At 36.6% G+C, this 21,661-nt stretch carries 18 protein-coding genes; 14 read left to right on the top strand and 4 right to left on the bottom strand.

Going from position 1 to position 21,661, the window contains the following annotated elements:
- Window positions 1-186 precede the first annotated feature (186 nt).
- From Q9306_RS14565 to Q9306_RS14515, 11 genes are all read left to right on the top strand, one after another.
- Window positions 187-1,593 carry an amino acid permease gene (locus tag Q9306_RS14565; RefSeq protein ID WP_306199625.1) on the top strand — a complete coding sequence of 469 codons (1,407 nt, stop codon included), beginning with the start codon at window positions 187-189 and terminating at the stop codon, window positions 1,591-1,593.
- Between the two features lie 295 nt (window positions 1,594-1,888).
- A complete protein-coding gene (qoxA, locus tag Q9306_RS14560) occupies window positions 1,889-2,758 on the top strand; it encodes a cytochrome aa3 quinol oxidase subunit II (RefSeq protein ID WP_306199622.1) in 870 nt (289 codons plus the stop codon).
- Window positions 2,759-2,791: 33 nt separating this feature from the next.
- On the top strand, window positions 2,792-4,726 hold the full coding sequence (gene qoxB / locus Q9306_RS14555) for a cytochrome aa3 quinol oxidase subunit I (RefSeq protein ID WP_306199620.1): 1,935 nt from the start codon (window positions 2,792-2,794) through the stop codon (window positions 4,724-4,726).
- 13 nt (window positions 4,727-4,739) lie between these two features.
- Complete coding sequence (gene qoxC, locus Q9306_RS14550; protein WP_306199618.1) at window positions 4,740-5,342, top strand: cytochrome aa3 quinol oxidase subunit III; 603 nt, start codon at window positions 4,740-4,742, stop codon at window positions 5,340-5,342.
- A 2-nt stretch (window positions 5,343-5,344) separates the two neighbouring features.
- Window positions 5,345-5,656 (top strand): cytochrome aa3 quinol oxidase subunit IV, encoded by a 312-nt coding sequence (qoxD, locus tag Q9306_RS14545; protein ID WP_306199616.1) that lies wholly within the window; start codon window positions 5,345-5,347, stop codon window positions 5,654-5,656.
- A 119-nt stretch (window positions 5,657-5,775) separates the two neighbouring features.
- Window positions 5,776-5,997: a DUF4022 family protein gene (locus Q9306_RS14540; protein ID WP_306199614.1), complete on the top strand. Its 222-nt coding sequence runs from the start codon at window positions 5,776-5,778 to the stop codon at window positions 5,995-5,997.
- A gap of 617 nt (window positions 5,998-6,614) precedes the next feature.
- Complete coding sequence (locus Q9306_RS14535) at window positions 6,615-7,790, top strand: amidohydrolase (protein WP_306199612.1); 1,176 nt, start codon at window positions 6,615-6,617, stop codon at window positions 7,788-7,790.
- 128 nt (window positions 7,791-7,918) lie between these two features.
- Window positions 7,919-9,388 (top strand): spore germination protein, encoded by a 1,470-nt coding sequence (locus Q9306_RS14530; protein ID WP_306199610.1) that lies wholly within the window; start codon window positions 7,919-7,921, stop codon window positions 9,386-9,388.
- Between the two features lies 1 nt (window position 9,389).
- The gene (locus tag Q9306_RS14525) at window positions 9,390-10,508 is read left to right on the top strand and encodes a GerAB/ArcD/ProY family transporter (RefSeq protein ID WP_306199608.1); all 1,119 of its coding nucleotides are present in this window, start codon (window positions 9,390-9,392) and stop codon (window positions 10,506-10,508) included.
- Window positions 10,492-11,679, top strand: coding sequence for a Ger(x)C family spore germination protein (locus tag Q9306_RS14520; protein WP_306199606.1), 1,188 nt, complete (start codon window positions 10,492-10,494; stop codon window positions 11,677-11,679). The genes Q9306_RS14525 and Q9306_RS14520 overlap by 17 nt, the downstream gene beginning before the upstream one ends.
- 16 nt (window positions 11,680-11,695) lie before the next feature.
- Window positions 11,696-11,836, top strand: coding sequence for a hypothetical protein (locus tag Q9306_RS14515; protein WP_306199604.1), 141 nt, complete (start codon window positions 11,696-11,698; stop codon window positions 11,834-11,836).
- Between the two features lie 103 nt (window positions 11,837-11,939).
- Here Q9306_RS14515 and Q9306_RS14510 read toward each other — a convergent pair whose 3' ends face one another.
- From Q9306_RS14510 to Q9306_RS14500, 3 genes are read right to left on the bottom strand one after another with little or no spacing between them, the layout of a single operon-like run.
- Window positions 11,940-13,340, bottom strand: a complete 1,401-nt coding sequence (locus Q9306_RS14510; RefSeq protein ID WP_306199601.1) for a nucleoside recognition domain-containing protein — start codon at window positions 13,338-13,340, stop codon at window positions 11,940-11,942.
- A complete protein-coding gene (locus Q9306_RS14505) occupies window positions 13,318-14,040 on the bottom strand; it encodes a FeoB small GTPase domain-containing protein (RefSeq protein ID WP_306199599.1) in 723 nt (240 codons plus the stop codon). The genes Q9306_RS14510 and Q9306_RS14505 overlap by 23 nt, the downstream gene beginning before the upstream one ends.
- A complete protein-coding gene (locus Q9306_RS14500) occupies window positions 14,037-14,294 on the bottom strand; it encodes a FeoA family protein (RefSeq protein WP_306199597.1) in 258 nt (85 codons plus the stop codon). Before Q9306_RS14500 ends, Q9306_RS14505 begins: the two co-directional genes overlap by 4 nt.
- 553 nt (window positions 14,295-14,847) lie before the next feature.
- Between Q9306_RS14500 and Q9306_RS14495 the strand changes: the two genes are divergently transcribed.
- From Q9306_RS14495 to pstA, 3 genes are all read left to right on the top strand, one after another.
- On the top strand, window positions 14,848-15,744 hold the full coding sequence (locus Q9306_RS14495; RefSeq protein WP_306199595.1) for a phosphate ABC transporter substrate-binding protein PstS family protein: 897 nt from the start codon (window positions 14,848-14,850) through the stop codon (window positions 15,742-15,744).
- A 340-nt stretch (window positions 15,745-16,084) separates the two neighbouring features.
- Window positions 16,085-16,975 carry a phosphate ABC transporter permease subunit PstC gene (gene pstC, locus Q9306_RS14490; protein WP_154713375.1) on the top strand — a complete coding sequence of 297 codons (891 nt, stop codon included), beginning with the start codon at window positions 16,085-16,087 and terminating at the stop codon, window positions 16,973-16,975.
- A gap of 2 nt (window positions 16,976-16,977) precedes the next feature.
- Window positions 16,978-17,895, top strand: coding sequence for a phosphate ABC transporter permease PstA (pstA, locus tag Q9306_RS14485; RefSeq protein WP_306199593.1), 918 nt, complete (start codon window positions 16,978-16,980; stop codon window positions 17,893-17,895).
- 299 nt (window positions 17,896-18,194) lie between these two features.
- Here pstA and Q9306_RS14480 read toward each other — a convergent pair whose 3' ends face one another.
- The gene (locus Q9306_RS14480) at window positions 18,195-21,239 is read right to left on the bottom strand and encodes an efflux RND transporter permease subunit (RefSeq protein ID WP_306199591.1); all 3,045 of its coding nucleotides are present in this window, start codon (window positions 21,237-21,239) and stop codon (window positions 18,195-18,197) included.
- Window positions 21,240-21,661: the final 422 nt, after the last annotated feature.

The raw sequence follows: 21,661 nt of genomic DNA, 5'->3' as shown, positions 1-21,661 counted from the left end.
TATGCATGGCCAGATGCTCTCGTCCTCCTCTAAAAGAAAGGAGGGAATATACCGAACTGAAGATTCTAACTTTTTCAAATAAAAAGAAAAATAAATATACATTTTTAGAATATTTTGTTAAAATAAAATATGTTTAACTTAGTTAAATTTCCACTAATTAAGATGAAAATATGGGGTGAGGGGTATATGATCCAAAAGGAGAAGCAGTCAAATGAACTAAAACGTACGATGCAAAGCAGACACCTCTTCATGATTGCTCTAGGGGGCGTTATTGGAACTGGATTATTTATGGGATCCGGGCAAATTGTTCACAATGCTGGACCGGGCGGAGCGATTCTTGCCTATTTAGTCGGCGGGTTTGTTATGTATTTAACCATGCTTTGTCTTGGGGAGCTAACAGTTGCAATGCCTGAAGCAGGCTCCTTTCAAAGTTATTCTAGCAAATTTATTTCACCTGGTTTTGGATTTGTCGTTGGATGGATGTATTGGCTAAACTGGGCTGTGACTGTCGGAGTGGAATTAACGACTGTTAGTATTTTAATGAAGCGTTGGTTTCCAGATGTTGCATCTTGGATATGGTGTGTTGTATTTGCTGCCATACTCTTTATTGTAAACGCTTCCTCAGCGCGGGCATATGCGGAAACTGAGTTTTGGTTTGCAAGTGTTAAAGTAATGACGATTATTGTTTTTATTTTACTCGGCGGTGCTGTTATGCTTGGTTTATTAGACTTTAATGGTAAGCCCGCACCAATGTTCCATAACTTTACAGAAAATGGCGGATTATTTCCAAACGGACTTCCAGCTGTTCTTTTTACAATGATCACCGTTAACTTTGCGTTCCAAGGAACAGAATTAATTGGTATTGCTTCAGGTGAAAGTAAGCAACCGGAAATAACAATACCACGCGCTATAAAAAATACAATTTGGCGAACACTTTTCTTTTTCGTTCTTGCAATTACTGTAGTCGTAGGATTATTACCATGGCAAGAAGCGAATCTTGTAGAAAGCCCGTTCGTACTCGTTTTTGACACAGTTGGAATTCCTTATGCAGCAGACATTATGAACTTTGTTATTATTACAGCTGTATTATCGGTGGCAAACTCTGGGTTATACGCAAACTCTCGTATGCTTTGGGCGATGTCAAAACAAGGAATGGGAAGTCCGCGCTTCACAAAATTAACGAAAAAAGGGGTACCAATTAATGCCTTAATTTTCAGTTTAATCTTTGCCGGTCTTTCTCTTTTAACAAGTGTATTTGCCGCTGATACCGTCTTTTTAGTGTTAACATCGATTGCGGCTATGGCAGCTGTCGTTGTTTGGATGTCCATTGCTGCATCTCAATTTTTCTTTAGAAGAGAATTTATTAAGAACGGCGGGGATATACGAGATTTAAAATACCGTACGCCGCTTTATCCGCTTGTTCCTATTGTAGCGTTCTCTTTAAATTTTGTTACATTTATAAGCTTAGCGTTTATTCCAGACCAGCGTATTGCTTTATATTGCGGCATTCCATTCATGATTACTTGTTACATTTTTTATAAAGTAAAATATAAAAAAATTGTCACATTTGAACAGCAAAAAAACGTTTCATAAATGATAAACTGAATATATGAAAAATTCCGTTATCTCATTCTATAATGAGATAACTTTTTTCCGTTTATTGGATATTCTGGTATAACTTTAATTATCTTAAAATTTTTAAAATCGAGTTATGGTCTAAAAAATAGTTTACAATATTAGCAAGTTACAAATGTTTTTCAACGTAAAAACTGTGCATTTGTGTCTATTTTTTAACAATATCTTAAAAACTATTGCCAACTATAAATTAATAGGTTTATATTGTTTTATTGGCATAGTTTCAATCCAAGGAGAAAGGAGATTTTCAATCGTGCAACTGAAAAAAAGAATTTGGAAGTTGGCTTCACTTCTTCCACTATCATTACTCTTGTTCCTCGGTGGATGCGAAAAAATCGCTGTATTAAATCCACAAGGACCTGTTGCAAAAACGCAGTATGATTTAATTATTTGGTCGCTCATACTGATGTCAGTCATCATTGTAGTCGTATTTGTCCTGTTTACAATTATTTTAATTCGTTACCGTGAAAAACCAGAAAATATGGACTATGAGCCACCTGATATACACGGTAATACACTTTTAGAAGTTATCTGGACTATTTTCCCTGTTATCATCGTGATTGCATTGTCAATCCCGACAGTAAAAGCAACGTATGCAACGGAAAAACCACCAGAGCAAACAAAAGATATTAAACCTGTTGAAATTTACGTTACATCTGCTAACTGGAAATGGTTATTCAGTTATCCTGAGGAAGGAATTGAAACCGTTAACTATTTAAATGTACCAGCAGGTGTACCAATTCAATTTAAATTAACTTCTGTCGGTCCAATGAATGCTTTCTGGGTTCCAGAACTTGGTGGAATGAAGTATACAATGGATGGCATGATTATGGATTTATTCCTACAAGCTGATAAACCAGGTTCTTACACTGGACGTAGTGCAAACTTCTCTGGTGAAGGATTTACTGATATGGAGTTTGAACTTGAAGCGAAAACAAAAGAAGAGTATGACAAATGGGTAAAAGAAGCAAAAGGTGCTCCTCCGTTATCAGAAAAGAAATATAAAGAAATTGTCCAACCAGGTGTAGTAGGTCGTATGACATACTCTAATACACATTTGAAATATGTAGATCCGAAATCACTTGAATATTGTGATTACAACTACTACAAAAATAAAAAGTAATAACGATTATTCCAACAGATTGGAGTGAATATAGTGAAGCTTGATGAATTTTTTGTCACAGGTGATCCGATTATCTACGGAGCGGACGCATCTATTGTTCTTGTGACATTAGCAATCATTTTTGTACTGACGAAGTACAAAAAGTGGAGATGGCTTTGGGATGAGTGGTTAACGTCTGTTGACCATAAGAAAATTGGGGTTATGTACATCATTTCAGCAATTGTAATGATGTTCCGCGGCGGTATGGATGGATTAATGATTCGTGCCCAGTTAACATTCCCTAACACAACATATTTAGACGCTGAACACTATAACGGAATCTTTACAACTCACGGTACAGTTATGATCCTTTTCATGGCAATGCCGTTTGTTATGGGACTTATGAACGTTGTTGTTCCTCTTCAAATTGGAGCACGTGACGTTGCATATCCGTTCTTAAATGCATTAAGTTTTTGGTTATTCTTCGTAGGTGCTATGTTATTTAACATCGCCTTCGTTATCGGTGGTTCTCCAGACGCTGGGTGGACATCATACTTCCCTATGGCTGGTACAGAATTTAGTCCAGGGGTAGGAAATAATTACTATGCACTCGCATTGCAGATTTCAGGTCTCGGGACGCTGATGACAGGGATTAACTTCCTTGTAACAATCTTAAAAATGCGTGCGCCAGGCATGAAATTAATGCAAATGCCAATGTTTACTTGGTCTATTTTAATTACATGTCTTATTATCATCTTTGCATTCCCAGTATTAACAGTTGCTCTTGCATTAATGACATTTGACCGTTTATTCGATGCTCACTTCTTTACGATGGCGAGCGGCGGTATGCCAATGCTTTGGGCGAACTTGTTCTGGGTATGGGGTCACCCTGAAGTATATATCGTTATTTTACCGGCATTCGGTATTTTCTCTGAGATCGTAAGTACGTTCTCACGCAAGCGCTTATTTGGATATACAGCAATGGTATATTCAATGGTTGCAATCGCAACTTTAAGTGGTCTTGTATGGCTGCATCACTTCTTTACAATGGGTGCAGGACCAGCAGTTAACTCATTCTTCTCGATTTCGACAATGGCGATTTCGATTCCAACGGGTGTTAAGATCTTTAACTGGTTGTTTACGCTTTATAAAGGACGTATTCGTTTTACAGTTCCAATGCTATGGTCATTGGCGTTTATTCCAAACTTCGTAATTGGTGGGGTTACGGGGGTTATGCTTGCGATGGCAGCAGCTGACTATCAATATCATAACAGCTACTTCTTAATCGCTCACTTCCACTACGTATTAATCGCGGGTACAGTATTCGCGATGCTTGCTGGATTTACATTCTGGTATCCGAAGATGACTGGTCATATGTTAAATGAACGTCTTGGTAAATGGACATTCTGGATCTTTATGATCGGATTTAACATCTGTTTCTTCCCAATGTACTTCCTAGGTTTAGATGGTATGACTCGTCGTATGTACACTTACTCTGAAAACCTTGGATGGGGCGGATTAAACTTAATCGCATCTGTCGGTGCAGTAATGATGGCAGTCGGCTTCGCCTTATTATGCTACAACGTAGTTTATAGCATTCGTCATGGTGAGCGTGATGTAACTGGAGATCCTTGGGACGCTCGTACACTTGAGTGGGCAACACAATCTCCTGTACAACATTACAACTTTGCAAAATTACCAGAAATTAAGCATAGCGATGTATTCTGGGAAATGAAGAAAAACGGTGAGTCTATTACACCGAGCTCTGAAGAATTAAAACCAATTCATATGCCAAGCAATACAGGTGTTCCGATTATTATGTCTTGCTGTATCGGTCTTGCAGGTTTTGCATTAGTATTTAGTTGGTTCTGGTTAGCAATTGTCGGCGGTATTGGTATGTTAGGTTGTATGATCTGGCGTTCGTTTGATTACGACGACGGATACTACGTTAGTGTAGATGAAATTAAAAAGACAGAACATGTTGCATGAGAGGTGAAACGAAATGGCGGCTTTAGATAAAAGCTTACCTTTAGAATATCAATCCGAACAAAGCAGATTGAATATTTTAGGGTTTTGGGTTTTCCTTGGGGCTGAAATCGTACTGTTTGCAACGCTTTTTGCCTCTTATCTAGTATTAGCTGGTCGTACGGCAGATGGTCCAACACCAGCACAAATTTTCGAAATAAAGCCTGTTATGATTGAAACACTTTTACTTTTAACAAGTAGTTTCACATGCGGGATTGCAATTCATGAAATGCGTAAAGAAAATAAAAATGGTATGCTTCTATGGTTTATCATTACGTTACTATTAGGTGCCGGCTTCCTTTATATGGAGATTGAAGAGTTTATGATGTACGTGAGCCAAGGTGCTACACTACAAACAAGTGGATTCTTATCTGGATTCTTCGTTCTTCTTGGAACGCACGGTGCCCACGTAACAGGTGGTATCATTTGGGCAACTTGTGTTATTATCCAAATTTTAAAACGAGGACTAACACCAGTTACAGCTCGTAAAGTATTTATTATCAGCTTATACTGGCATTTCCTTGATGTTGTTTGGATCTTTATTTACACACTAGTTTACTTGAACGGGATGGTGGCGTAATAATGGGACAAAACAATACACAAGCAAAAGGACATGCGCATAGCGGATTTCCATGGTCACACGTTTTCGGATTTATCTTATCGCTTGCATTAACGTTCCTTGCTTTATATGTAACGTTAGAGACAAGTTTGCCACTTTCAACAATTTTAACAAGTATTCTTGTAATGGCAGTGGCACAAGCAGCATTACAATTAGTTATGTTTATGCACATGACAGAAGGAGAGGGAGTAATACAAACAATGACAATCGTATTCCACTTTTTCATTGCGACAATAACGGTTGTTGGTACAGTTTGGATCTTCTTCTCTATGTAATATGCTTTCAAAAACCTGTTGGGACATTGTCTCAGCAGGTTTTTTTATAATTATTCTTTAAGATTAACTTCCGCGTATGGTAAAATATTACTATTATATCACTAAGGAAGTGTCAATACATGTCGATCTCAACTATGGCCCTTTTATTACTTGGGGAAGTACTTGTCGCAATTATATTAATTGGCTTAAGCATTGAAATTTGGAGTTATGGTTGGAAAAAAACAAAGGCAGTAAAATATTCTTGTATTTCATTTTCTCTTATTTTGGGTACGATTAGTGTATTAGGGCTTTGTGTAGCACCAGCTTATTTCTTTTTGCAACTCATAGATAAGAATCTTTGAGAATATTGCTATTGATCATGAGCTAGAGGTTATATACAAGCTAAAAAAACTGTAACTACTCAGTTACTTTATGAAAAAAAGGCAGAAAAGCATTTTTTTTAAATGGGCGAGAGGGACTGGCGATGCATAGGAGCGGTCAGGGCCTTTTCCTACCATGTGCAAGGTTTGAAAATAAAAGTAGACAATAAGTGCAAGCTCCTGCCCTGTTTGTATGACAGTAGTCTATATGCCAAAAAACGAATTTATAAGTAATAGAGAGACACATCTTCACTAGAATCATATTACAAAAAACTTTCTTTTTAGGGAGGAGCATCTGGCCGTACATAGGAGCGGTCAGGTTTTTTTTTGCCACATGCAATGTTTAAAACAAAAAGAGAAAGTAAGTAGCGAGCATGTTGTACTCTGCATGGTAGCGACTTATAAAGACAAGCGGAGCCGACTGTTTAGGCCTGTTGGCTAAGGTTTTTAGACATGAGGGCCTAGGAGGCAGAGCTAGACAAAGATGTCCAAACATCAAAATGGATATATAATAACTTTAATTATCGGAATAATTTTTATTTTCGTGAGTATCCAGGTTATAATAACAGTTACATTGGAAGAAGAAAGGATGATTGTATATGGACTTGATCCAAGAAGCATCTATTTCAAAAGAACAGCTTATTTGGTGGAGAAGACATTTTCATATGTACCCAGAGCTTTCTTATTCTGAAGAACAAACATCTCAAATGGTTTATGATATATTGCAAACATTTCCTCATCTAGAAGTTTCGCGTCCGGCGCAATATAGTGTAATGGCACGATTGATTGGTAAGCGACCGGGAAGAACAATTGCGCTTCGTGCTGATATGGATGCACTGCCTATTGAAGAGGAAAACCAGTTTGATTTTGTTTCTCGTAATGAAGGAGTTATGCATGCGTGCGGGCATGATGGACATATGGCGATGTTACTAGGAACAGCATACACACTTTCGAAAAAATATGATCAAATTGAAGGAGAAATTCGCTTTTTATTTCAACATGCTGAGGAAAATTTCCCGGGCGGCGCACAGGAAATGGTGGACGCTGGTGTGATGGAAGGCGTTGATTGCATTATTGGTGCACATCTTTGGTCACCGCTGGAAGTTGGGAAAGTTGGCGTGATATATGGCCCGGCGATGGCTGCTCCGGATGCATTTTCAATTACGATTATTGGGAAAGGTGGACATGCTGGTATTCCGCATGAAACAATTGATAGTATTGCGATTGGTACACAGGTTGTTTCGCAATTACAACAAATTGTCTCCAGACTCACGAATCCGTTAGATTCATTGGTGTTATCGGTAACGCAGTTTCATGCAGGGACAACTCATAATGTAATTCCTGATCGTGCGACAATTGGCGGGACAGTGAGAAGTCTACGAAATGAGCTTCGAAAGCAAACAGCAGAACGCATTGAAAAGATTGTAAAAAGTATTACAGAGGCATACGGTGCATCTTATACATTTACATACGAATATGGATATCGCCCAGTTGTAAATGAAGAATCTGTAACAAGTCATGTAGAAAGTACGGCATTGCAGCTTTTAGGAAAAGAATGTGTTGTTCGTTTACAGCCGACAATGGCTGGAGAAGATTTTTCAGCATTTTTACAAAAAGCTCCAGGTACATTTTTCTTTATAGGGGCTGGAAATAAGGAGAAAGGGATTATATATCCCCATCATCATCCGCGCTTCACAATTGATGAAGATGCCTTGCCAGTTGGTGTAAGTGTATTTGTTTCGTCAGTTTTGAATTTCATGAGGAATGGAAAATAAAATTGTATTTTATTCGAGTTATCCAATTACCAAGGGATAACTCTTTTTGTATATATTTTCTTTAAGTAGAGAAATCTAACTATATAAATTCGTTATAACATTTTGAAACAGAAAGTTAGGTGATATATATGATTGAATTAGATACTAACTTATCGAAAATAACAAATGAAATTCGAAATAAGTTAGATTCACCTAACGACTTAATTGTACGTGAATTCTCTCTTTCGGGGACAAATAATCGGTGTGCGGTTATTTTTTTAGTCGGACTCAGTAATAAAGACATGATTCATCGCTTTGTCATTCGGCCATTGCAGTATGAAGAAGTTCCTAAACAAACACCAATTATGCAAACAGTAATGGATCGCTTTTTATCAGTTGGAGAAGTGAGTATTGCAAAGACATTTCCGGATATTATGAATGCGCTATTAGCAGGAGATACAATTGTATTACTCGATGGCATTTCATCTGCAATGATTGTTAATTTCCGTGAATGGGAAAAGCGAAGTCTCAATTCACCTTCTACGGAGACAATCATTCGCGGACCTAATTTAGGATTTATTGAGGATATAAATGTAAATAAAATGTTAATTCGGCGTCACATCCGTGACCCGCAACTGCGGTTTCGCTCTTATATTATGGGGAAGCGCTCGCAGAAAGAAGTAACCTTAGTTTACATTGAGGATATCATTAATCCTTACATTGTAGAGGAGTTACATAAGAGAATTCAATCTATTGAAACTGATATTATTTTTGAAACAGGAACGATTGAACAATTGATACAAGATAATAATTTATCACCGTTTCCTCAATTTTTAAATACAGAAAGACCAGATAATGTTGTGGCATCACTAGCAAAAGGGAAAGCAGCTATTTTAGTAGATGGTTCTCCATTTGCACTGATTGCTCCGATGGTGATGATTGATATATTTCAATCGCCGGAAGATCACTATGAACGTTGGATGATTGGAACGTTGTTAAGAGGACTTCGAATGCTAGCGGGCGTGATTGCAATTTTATTGCCGGCTATGTATGTAGCTCTTGTCTCTTATCATCAAGGTCTTATTCCTTCTACTCTTGCCTATTCAATTGCTGGAGCAAGAGAAGGTGTCCCATTCCCAGCGTATATCGAGACAGTCATCATGGCGCTCACAATGGAACTGATTCGCGAAGCTGGAATTCGTCTTCCTAAGCCGATGGGACAAACGATTGGAATTGTAGGAGGTCTTGTTATTGGAGAGGCTGCTGTAAGTGCTGGGATTGTAAACCCGTTTCTTGTCATTATTATTGCCGTCACAGCGGTAGCTACATTTTCATTGCCAGTATATAGCATTACAATTACTTTTCGTATTTTACTATTTGCATTTATTTTAGCTGCTACAGTCTTCGGGTTGTATGGAATTATTTTAGGGCTAATTGCATTAGCGATTCACATCGTCAATTTAACGAGTGTTGGAGTACCATATTCTGCACCGATTGCACCTGCTTTTTATAAAGATTGGAAAGAGGATGTGGTCCGTTTGCCTAAAGCGATGTTAAAAGAAAGACCTGAGTATTTACAACCGAAAGATAAAACGTTGCGCTCGAAGGAGAGAGAGTAAAGTGAAACCATTTGAGTATGGAAATGAAGAAATTGGTACTCGTGAACTCAGTTTTGCTGTTTCTTCTACTATTATTGGTACAGGTGCACTTTCGATGCCGCGCGTTATGGCAACCCATGCCCTTTTTGCAGATGGGTGGGTTCTTTTACTTATAGGTGGATTAGTATCCGCTTGTTTTGCATGGTTCATTATGAAGGTTGCCACTTTATTTCCGAAACAAAATTTTGTTCAATATGCGAGCGTATATGTAACGAAGCCGATTGCTTATATGCTAAGTATGATTTTAATACTAACATTTACAGGAATTACGGCTTATGAGGCGCGAACAATTTCTATTATTTCTCAGACATATTTATTTAGCGATACACCTGTTCAGCTTTTGTCTTTTTTTTATTTGCTTGTTGTTGTTTATGGTGTTTGTGGATCTAGGGTAGGATTATTAAGACTTAGTGTTCTGTTTTTGCCGATTGTTTTTATTGCTATTATTTTGTTATCGCTGTTAAATGTTAATTTAATGGAATTTGAAAATGTATCTCCATTTTTCCAAACTAAACTTAGTAAATATATAGGAGGGATCCGAGAAACTGCCTTTACATTTATTGGATTCGAGGTAGGTTTTTTCTATGCTGCTATACTAAGAACAACGAAAAAGGCTCCTTTAGCAGCAGTGAAAGGGGTTATGGTTACTGTTTTATCCTATATATTAATTTATGTTACTTGTATAAGCGTATTTACGTATTTAACAACTAGCACCTTAACATATCCAACAATTGAGCTTGGAAAAGAAATTGAAGTAGGGGGAGGTTTTCTAGAGAGGTTTGATGCAATCTTTTTTATCACATGGATTATTACGGTTTTTAATACAACTGCATTGTATTATGGTGTGGCTATTTTTTTATTTTGTTCCATGTTTCCTGCTATAAAAAAACATACATTCATTTTTATTAGTGCACCGATTATTTATGCTGTAAATATGATTCCAGGTAACTTAGAGGTAATAAGTAAGTACGGTACATATTTAGCTTGGGGTGACATGGCTGTTATGTTTGTTGTTACGTTTCTTATTTTTATTCTTTATAAAATAAAAGGAAGGGGAACGAAAAATGAAACCTCTTCTTAGCGTAATGAGTTGTATATTTCTTGTTATCGTTATAAGCGGCTGCTCAGAACGACAGGAAATTGAAGAAAGAGGATTTGTTGTTGGGGTCGCATTAGATAAGGGAACTAATAAAGGTGAAAAAAGTGAACCAACAACTACTAGTCGTTCTCCTCTTGTAAAAGGAACATATCAAATTGTGTTACCTAGCTCTTTAACGCAGCAGAAAATGAAAGACGGCGAGAAAAATTATATTAATATTAATGCAACGGCTGATAGTGTATTTGCTCAAATTCGGATTATATCTAAGAAAATAAGCCGTTCTTTATTTTTTCCTCATATAGAAGTGCTTGTTTTTTCTGAGGATTTATTGAAAAAACCTTTCGTTTTAGAAGATACATTGGATGTGTTTTTTCGTGATCATGAGATGCGTAGGAACATTCGTATTTTCGTTTCAAAAGGAAGAGCGGAAGACATATTAAAACAAAGTGCAAAACCAGAAAACTTACCAGCTAAATATGTAAATATGATATCAAATCATGCACAGAAAAATGCCCAAATGTTAGAAGCGGTTCGAATTGGTGATTTACAACAGAAAATGTCTGCTAGCAGAAGTTTTGTTCTTCCAGTCTTAGGGCTAACACGTCAGGGGATTAAAATGGAAGGAGCAGCTGTATTTCGCGGGAAAGACAAAAAGCTTGTAGGTAGATTAAATGGGATGGAAACATTAGGATTAAATTATATGATGGGGAAAAAAGTAGGAGGTTTTTTTAAAATTCAAAGAGGAAATCAACATATTGTATTTGAAATTCGTTCAATGCACCGGAAAATTCATGCATTCGTAACGGATCCTACAAAACCTAAATTTGTAATTGATGTATATTTAGCTGGGACATTAGCGGAAGTTTATTTAAGGAAAGATAATAAGGCGATGAATGACAAGGAAATCAGTAAATACCTTGCAAGGGAAATGGAAAAACAGCTACAAAAAACAGTTAAAGTTGCTCAAAAAGATTTGAAAGTAGATGTACTTGGGATAGGGGAGTATTACAAGCGCAAAAATTATAAGCAATGGATAAAAGTTAAAAAAAATTGGGATCAAGGCCAGAATTATTTTAGTACGAGTAATATTATCGTTCGTGTACATCCAAGTATTGAACATACAGGGTCTGTGTTACCGATAAGAAGTGAGTAAAGGAGTAAGTAGTCTCATGTTTACAACTCTAGGGATTATATGTACGATTTTAATGGCAATTCTCCCGTATACAGCTTATTTTCTTCATAAGAAAATACAAGAACACGGTGCGCAACCTTGGCAAAAACAAATGCAGCAAAAAAAGAAACCTGAGTAATACGGAAGGAACTGAAAAAGACCGTTTCAATATAAAAAAGAAGATAACCATCTACTTTGTGTTGGCTATCTTCTTTATTGTGTTCTGGATTGTTATTCAGGACTCATATGAGTCCTAACCAGTTTATTAATTGTGCGGAAAGGAACGTAACAACAATGGCAATTACAGTAGGAATGGCAAATGAAAGAAATGTCCATTTGGCACTTTTTGTTTCTTTATATATATTCACTAACGTTGTGCCGCACGGGAAATGAAGAAGAGAGAACAGCATCATATTTAATGCAGTTAGCCAAGTCCAACCGTGATCGAGAAATAACTGTTTAATTTGTGTTAAATCTTCTAACTCTGTTAATGAACCTGTTGATAAATAAGCCATTAATAAAATGGGAACAACAATTTCGTTTGCCGGTAAGCCAAGAATAAATGCTGCTAAAATATATCCATCAAGTCCAAGTAATTTTGCAAACGGATCTAAAAAGTTCACGATATACATAAGAAGACTTGTGTCTCCAATAAATACGTTTGCTAATATCCATGTTAATACTGCTGCAGGTGCTGCGACGATAACAGCACGTTTTAGAACGTATATGGATTTATCAAGTGTTGCACGTACAATCGTATCCCAAATTTTAGGCTTTCTATAAGGTGGTAATTCTAGTGTGTAGTGGGTTGGGACACCTTTTAAAGCTGTTTTTGAGAGTACCCATGATACGGTTAAAGTTACAATAATACCAATTACAACCATACCGACAACAACACCAGACGTTACAAGTGTTTGCATACCCCCCGTATATCCAGCAGCCATGAATAAAGATGCTAATAAAATAAGTGTTGGCCACCTGCCATTACAAGGAACAAAGTTATTTGTTAAGATTGCGAGCATACGTTCACGCGGCGATTCGATAATACGCGTCGACATAATTGCAGCTGCGTTACATCCGAATCCCATTGCCATTGTTAGTGATTGCTTCCCATGTGCTCCGGCACGTTTAAAGAGGCGGTCCATGTTAAAAGCAACGCGCGGTAAGTAACCGTAGTTTTCCAATAAAGCAAACATTGGAAAGAAAATAGCCATTGGCGGCAACATAACACTAATAACAGCTCCTGTTCCGCGGAATAAACCGAGAATAAGGATACCATGTAGCCATTTTGGGGCGTTCATTGCTTGGAACCAAGTTGTTAAATAACCTTCTGCCCATCCGAAAAACTCAGCAATCATATCAGAAGGAACGTTAGCTCCTGCGATTGTAAGGTAAAAAATAATAGATAAAATAGCAAGCATAATCGGGAAGCCGAATATAGGAGAAGTAAAAATTTTATCGAGCTTCTCGGAACGATATAATTTATTTTTATCTGTATATTGAACAGAATCCTTACAAATATGAGCTGAAGCACGATATATATCACCGACAATTTCATCACGAATGTCTTCTCTAACAAGTGTTTGTGCACGCTGCACGATATAGTCTAACGGAAGAGCTTTACTGGTTGAATGAGATTCCATTTATTACAACCTCCCTTATAAGTGGTTCTTCATGATGTTTTTGAAGAGATTCTAAGAAATTCTTGTCTCCATCTAAAATGCGAAGTGCAACCCAGCGAGTAGGATAAGAGTCTCCAAAAACTTTATATATTTGCGGCTCGAGTTCCTGGATCATCTTTTCTATTTTTTCGTTATAAGTAATTTGAAAAGGAGTAGGAATTAAATTTCTATTTACTACTTTTTCAATTGTATTTAGCAACTGACCGATTCCGAATTTGTTACGGGCAGAAATTTTCACAACAGGAACTCCAAGCGATGTTGCTAATTTTTTCTCATCGATTATAATGCCTTTCTTTTCTGCTTCATCAATTAAATTCACACATATAATCACTTCTTTTGTCATTTCCATTACTTGCAGGGCTAAGTTCAAATTTCTTTCCATTGCAGTAGCATCAACAACAACAACTGTTACCTCTGGTTTTTCAAAAATAATATAGTCACGTGCCACTTCTTCATCAGCAGAATTTGAGTATAAGGAATATGTTCCTGGCAAATCGATTACAGTATAGAGGTTTCCGCGATGTTCATATTCACCTTCAGCTTTTAATACCGTTTTCCCAGTCCAGTTTCCAGTATGCTGTTTTAATCCGGTCAACGTATTAAATAATGTACTTTTTCCTGTGTTTGGATTCCCAGCTAATGCGATGCGATGTTTCTTCATTGTGAATCATCTCCTATCAAGCTTCCTAATATAAGAGAGCTTTCTTCATTTCGAAGCGCGATTGTTGTATTGCTTACTTGATATGCAGTGGGATCGCCAAGCGGGCTCTTTTGTAATACTTTAATTGTTGCACCGGGAATGAACCCTAAATCTAGTAAACGACGTTTCATCGTTCCTTCTAATCTGATTTTTTCAATTTGTACGAGCTGACCTGTTTTAAAAGTAGAAAGTGGTTGAGTTTTAACCAATGTCATAAGAGTTACCTCACCTCTATTTTTTTAGTACGAGTTCAAAAAGTTTCCCTAGGGAAACTTTTTATTAATATTATACTAGATGATAGTGGATGCTGTTGTCAATTGTTACTTTAGAAATATTCAATCATTTCTTTAGGTGTTCCAATTTATCTCACATTAACTGGCAGTAAAACCCCCACTTCAAGCTTTGTTAAGTGGGGGGAGTATTCATATGTAAGTCGCGCTGAGGTTTTAGTTGTTTTAACAGGAGAAACGTAGAATTTTTGTAAAGACAATCTTAATAAAATCGTAGAAGTATATTTTGAAATTTACATTCAATTTACATTATTAAAACTAGATTTACAATGAGTACGGTTTCTTAAGGTTTTTCACTTTTTTTTTGTAGAAAAACAATGAATATATATAGCTTTTTCTAAAGATATACTGTCTTTACTTAAAATTAAAAAACGCTTAACACTGACATAATATTAGTATTCTACAATGAATTTGTATTACGGATTATGCACATAATAACGTGGAAATGAAAAGTGATAATTAAATGGGGGTACAAAACATGGTTATGAAAAAAGGCTTGAAATTTTCTTTAGCGGCATTAGTAGTTGCGGGTGCTTTAGTAGGGTGCGGGAAATCAGAAAGCACAAAGGAAACTGCTAAAGGTGGTAATGAAGCGAAGCAAGAATTATCGGGGACAATTACAGCGGCTGGTTCTACAGCACTTCAACCACTTGCAGAAGAAGCAGCTAAAGAATTTATGGGCAAAAATTCAAAAGTATCAATTACAGTTCAAGGCGGCGGTAGTGGAACTGGAATTAACCAAGTAGCTTCTGGTGCGGTTCAGGTTGGTAATTCCGATGTTCCTGCTGCGGATAAAATAAAAGAAGCAGATAAAGCGAAAGAATTAGTAGATAACAAAGTTGCAGGTATCGCATTTGCGTTAGTAGTAAATAAAGATGTAAAGGTTGATAACTTAACATTAAAACAAGTACAAGATATTTTCTCTGGTAAAGTGACAAACTGGAAAGATGTTGGCGGAAAAGATGAAAAAATTAATATAGTTAACCGCCCAGCGGCTTCTGGTACACGTGCTACATTTGAAAAAACAGTTATGAAAGACGTGAAAATTAACGATGCTACAGGTACAACACAAGATTCAAATGGTGCAGTAGAGCAAGCAATCAACTCTACACCAGGATCTGTTAGCTACTTAGCTATGTCCTACATGACTGGCGACAAAAAAGGATCGTTAAAAACATTAAAAATTGATGGTGTAGAACCAAAAACTGAAAATATTTCTGCTGGTAAATATCCGTTCTGGTCTTATGAATACATGATTACAAAAGGTGAAGCAAAAGATGCAACAAAAGGCTACATTGATTATGTAAAAGGTAAAGAATTTGAAAAGAAAGTAGAAGAGATGGGTTACATCCCAATGTCTAAATTAAAGCAATAATATAAAGTGAAACTTTAATCAGTGGGGGGTTTTATCCCCCACTGATTATTAGTTGAACCAATCGGGCTTTTACGGGCAGTTTATCTCCCACCTAACTTCTTAAGAAAAGCGGAAGTGGCTCGTTCAGAATGTGAGGGGGATGGAACTTCTGACGTAGAGGTGTTTTTTACCTCGTAGGAAGAAGTGAAGCCACCGAACATTCTAGCCACTGGAGCTGGACGATGTTTTCGCTGAATTTTGAGGTGGGAGTATTACTGCTCGTTAATGCGGGATAAAGCAGGGCTGGCTGTTTAGCCAGTCCTGTTCATTTCAATATATGAAGTGAGGTTGTGGTCTTGTGATGAAGGGGAAAAAACAAATTAACTACGTAAAAAGTGAATATATTGGAAGAACACTTGTAACGCTTTGCGGTTTATTAATTGTTGCTATTACATTAGCTATTATCGCATTCATTTGTGCAAAAGGAATTCAATCATTTACACAAAGTAATATCTCGATTTCAGAAGTGTTTACATCAACAAAATGGGCACCGAATGAAGGGAATGGAAGTTTTGGAGCTGTTATTTTCATAGTTGGATCGACGCTAGTGTCACTTGGGGCAGTAATCATTAGCGCACCGATTGCAATTGCACTTGCAGTGTTCATGAATTTAATTTCTCCGAAGTTTGGAAACAAGGTGTTAAAGCCAGTTTTAGAAATGTTGGTAGGGATCCCATCTGTTGTATATGGTTTACTAGGGGTCACGATTTTAATTCCGATTTTACGAGATTCATTTGGTGGTGTAGGATTTAGTTTAATTGCCGGTATTATTGTATTAAGTATTATGATTTTGCCAACGATTGCAAGTATTGCTTCTGATGCAATTCGTTCGGTTCCTTTTGAGTATTTAGAAGCCTCTTATGGTTTAGGATCGACGAAGTGGCAAGCGATTAGTCGTATTATTGTTCCGGCTGCAAAACAAGGTATTTTAACAGGGGTTGTTCTTGGATTAGCTCGAGCTTTCGGGGAAGCATTAGCAGTGCAAATGGTAATAGGAAATACAATAAAATTACCGGAAGGAATTTATAGTCCAACTTCAACTTTAACGGGTATTTTGACGATGGATATGACAAATACGTTAAATGGAACAGCCTGGAATAATGCGCTATGGACGTTAGCGATGATACTGCTTTTGATTTCTTTCTTATTTATCGTAGTAATTCGAGCGATTGGCCAAAGAGGTGAAAGATAACGATGAATGCTAGAACAGTTAATAATATATGGACAGGTATTTTATATGCAGTTGCCTTCTTTATAGTCACTTTACTTGTTTTTCTTGTATATGAAATTTTACAAAAAGGTTGGGGATTTTGGGATCCGAGTTTTTTATTTGGAGAGCCGAGTAATACAAGAGCAGGAGGAGGAATTGGACCTCAATTATTTAACTCCTTTTACATGCTTGTTATTACATTGATTATCTCTATTCCTTTAGGCCTCGGTGCAGGAATTTACTTGGCGGAATATGCAAAGCAAGGTCGTTTTTTAAATTTTGTTCGCTTATGCATTGAGACAATGGCTTCCTTACCTTCTATTGTAGTCGGTCTATTTGGATTGCTTGTGTTCGTTACAACGGCAGGTTGGGGATATACTGTTATGGGCGGAGCTTTAGCCTTAACAATTTTAAATTTACCAAGTTTAACACGCGTTTGTGAAAATGCAATGACAGAAATTCCAGCGAATGTGAAAGAAGCAAGTCTTGGATTAGGTGCAACAAAGTGGCAAACAATTGTAAGAATTATGCTTCCATCTGCATTGCCGCAAATTATTACAGGTGTCATTTTAGCGGCTGGACGTATTTTTGGTGAAGCGGCGGCACTCATTTACACAGCTGGATTAACGTCACCGATTTTAAACTCGGCAGCGGACTTTTCAAGCCCTTCACATCCATTAAATCCATTTCGACCAGCAGAAACATTAGCTGTGCATATTTGGAAGTTGAATTCTGAGGGAATTATCCCTGACGCGAAACTAATTGCAACAAAATCAGCAGCAGTATTAATTATTATGGTATTACTATTCAATATTATTGCACGCTTTACAGCATCTGTACTTCATAAGCGCTTTACTGGTACGAAAAAAACTCGCAAAAGTAAGAAAGTAAAAGCAGCATAACTTTTATATACAAAGTGAATAACAGATATAAAAAACTCCTTTCTTTTAGGTGGGCCAGAGCATTTGGCCATGCATAGAAGCGGTCAGGGCTTTTTTCTGCCACGTGCAAGGTTTAAAACAAAGGGAGAAAGCGAGCGGATATCAATTTTCGTTTTGTATTGCTGCGATTTATATGCTGAAAAATTAAAAAGAATTTAATTATAAAATAAAGAGAGTGTCCTAAGAGTTTGAGGAAATACTCTTGTTTTGTCAAAGAAGGAAAAGCCGTATTCAGAAGTCTGAATACGGCTTTTATATTTTTAAGATTTAGGAACATTTGTATAAGATTCATGTCGTTTTTTACGGTGCTTTCTACTACCGATTTGATCTAGCAATTCGTACATAACGGGTACGACAACTAGTGTTAGTAATGTAGAAACTAATAAACCGCCAATGACTACAACAGCTAAGCTTTTAGATACCATGCTTCCTGCTTGTGTATCACCGAATAATAGAGGAAGCATTGCGAAGATGGTTGTAATAGCTGTCATAATAATTGGGCGCAACCGTACTGAACCAGCTTCTAATAGTGCTTCTCTTGTTGCCATTCCTTTTTCGCGGTTTTGTTGTACACGTTCTATTAATACAATTGCATTCGTTACAACAATCCCGATTAGCATTAAAGCTCCGATAAGAGAGTTTAAATCGACAGGTGTTTGTGAAATAATTAAACCTAAAATCCCGCCTACAGCTGCTAATGGGAGAGAGAATAAAATTGCAAATGGTGCACGCGCTTGCCCGAAAGTAATGACCATAATTAAGTAAACAACACCAATTGCAATTCCCATAATCTTGAATAAATCAGTGAAATTTTCTTGCATCGATTCTGTTGCTCCAGCAATGTTAACTTTCGCTCCATCAGGCAATTTCAAATCTGCAATAGCTGTATTTACTTCTGCACTTACTTTACTTAAGTCTTCACCTTTCGCTTCTGCTGTAACTTGAATTGTTTCTTTTCCGTCCTTGTGAAATATTTCGGTTTGTATTTGTTTTTCGGAAATAGTTGCAACATCTTTTAATGCGATTAAACCAGTGATTGGTGACAAAATATTTGAGTTTAAAATCGCATCTTTATTAGGAGTCTCTGTTTTTTTGTGTTCTAGCATAAGAGTTGTCTTTTCATTGTCCAGTGTGATTTGACCAATTGGTGATTTTTTCATTAAAAATGCAACTTGTTGTCCGATGACTTCAGAACTTAGTCCTGCTTTTTCTGCTTTTGTTTGATCGACGTTAATAACCCATTCGTTTTTCTCTTCCTCTGTATTCGTTTTTACTTTTGAAAGACTATTTAAGCTTTTTAACTTTGTAGTAACAAGGTCGGAAGCTTGTTTTAAGTCTTTATTATTGTTTGCAGTGACGTTAAATTGTAATGCGTTTCCGCCGCCGAAATTTGAAAAGCTTACTTTTATATAATCAAATGTCGCTGGTTGAAATTGATTCTGTTCTTTTTTTAGTTTATTAATGTACGTTTCAAGGTCAATTCCCTTTTTAAACCCTACAAATATACTTGCGAGATTGTTTTTTGTTGTTTGTCCCCACTGGGCATCTTCTGAAGCGGAACCCATTCGTAATGTAACGTCTTTTACCCGTGAATCTGCAAGTAATTTTTTCTCTAATTCAAAAGCTTGTTGTCTCCCTTTCTCTAAATCGTAATTTGCAGGGAATGTCATATTAATAGAAAGCATGGTGTTATCATCAGATTTAATATTGGCTTTTGGGAGTAGAATATAAGCTGCAATTGAACCAACGAATAATAAAAAAGCGGTAAGTAAAATGATAAATTTATGTGATAACGACCATCTTAAAATGGCTGTATAACGTTTCGTTTCTTTTTGCTCCGTATGTTTTGTTTTCCTTAAAAGTAGAAAAGCCATGAGCGGCACAACTGTTAAGGCTACTAATAAAGATGAAAGAATTGAATATACAACCGCCAACACCATAGGTAACATAAATTCACCGATTCCACCCGCTACAAAACCGATAGGTAAAAAAACAGCGACGGTTGTTAAAGTTGAAGACGTAATCGCGATTGCAACTTCTTTCGTAGAATCAATGATGACGTCTTTTGAGAAAGTATCTTTTTGTAAGCGCCTGAAAATGTTTTCGATTACAACGATGCTATCATCGACAAGACGTCCGACAGCAACTGCTAATCCGCCTAATGTTAAAATATTTAAAGTGATATTGGACTGATCAAGTAAAAAGAGTGTAAGGAGTATGGATAATGGGATACTAACAATAGAAATTAGAGTAGTACGAATGTTACGCAAGAAAATTAAAATGATAAATGTAGCGGCAATCGCACCAAGCACAACTTCTTTCCCCATACTTGTAACAGCATTTTCAACCTGTTCGTGTGTGGACATAAGTGTTTTTATCGTGAAAGTGTCTTTATATTGCTTACTTATATCATCAACTTTGCTCTCGATTGCTTTTCCGATTGTAACAGCATTTTTGCTCGGTTCTTTCATAATGACTAGTACAGCGCCGTCGTCTCCGTTAATGTGAGAAACTGCATCATGATGTTGTTTTAATTCGATTTTTGCGATATCACTTAATTTTACTTGTGGTGTGAGTGTAATGTTTTTGATATCTTCAATGCTTTTTATTTCTCCAATTACACGAAGTAGATGATTTTCATTATTTATAGATATTTGTCCAGCTGGTATAGAAGCTTCTTTTCCTTGAAGAGCAGATACGATTTGTGATGTTACAATGTTTTGATCTTTCATTTTAGCGGGATCTAATACAATAGATAATTCTGATGTTGATTTCCCATAAAACATAACATTAGAAACACCGTCGATATTTTCAAGTTGTGGGATAATTTCTTTTTCAATTTGTTTTTCATCGGCTTTTGTAAAGCCATTTTTCTTTTGGACTGTAATTTGTGCGAGTGGAATCATAGAAGTATTTAGCTGGCTGACAACAGGTTTCATTATGCCTTTTGGAAGTGGCATTCCATTTGTGAGTTTTTCAACTTCACGCGCTGCATCTTTCATATTTGTCTTTGCGGTATACATAATTTCAATCTTTGACAATCCTTCACTTGTTGATGATGTAATCGTATCGACATGTGAAAGATTTCGAAACTGCTTTTCAAGAGGTTCTGTTACTTCTTTTGTCATTGTTTCAGCATCTAGTCCTTCAGATAAGGTAGTGATTGTTACAACTGGTTGATCCATGCTTGGTAAAAACTCCATCGGTAATTTAGAGCCGGAATAAATACCTAGTACAGAGATGAGAAAAACCATGATGATAATAGCGGCCCTATTTTTTAATGAAAACTTCGTCAATCTTTCCATAAATAAATTCCTCCATAATAGGGTTTGATGGTTACTGTTTTACTATATAACAAAGGGGAGGGTTTTAGAGTTAAATCTATGTAAAAAATTTCTAAAAAAAATCTTAAGTGAGGTGTTCTTTGGATAGTTAGCTAAAGGTTTATAAAAGGATTGAATTGATAGCATAAAAAACTTTCTTTTTTTCTTGAAAAAATACTTGTATTAAAAAAAAGAAGATGATATATTAATAAACGTCGCTGATGCACGAAAGCAGAAAGCGAAAAAATAAAAAACTTAGTTGACATCGAATAACTGAAATGTTAGCATAAGGGAGTCGCAAATGAGCGGCGGATAAGTTCTTTGAAAACTGAACGAAACAAACAACGTGAAACGTCAATTTTTATTTATGATGCTAGACAAACACTTTATTGGAGAGTTTGATC

This window comes from Bacillus multifaciens (assembly GCF_030756675.1).
Taxonomy (GTDB): Bacteria; Bacillota; Bacilli; order Bacillales; family Bacillaceae_G; genus Bacillus_A; species Bacillus_A multifaciens.
This window is presented reverse-complemented; position numbering and strand designations above follow the sequence as displayed.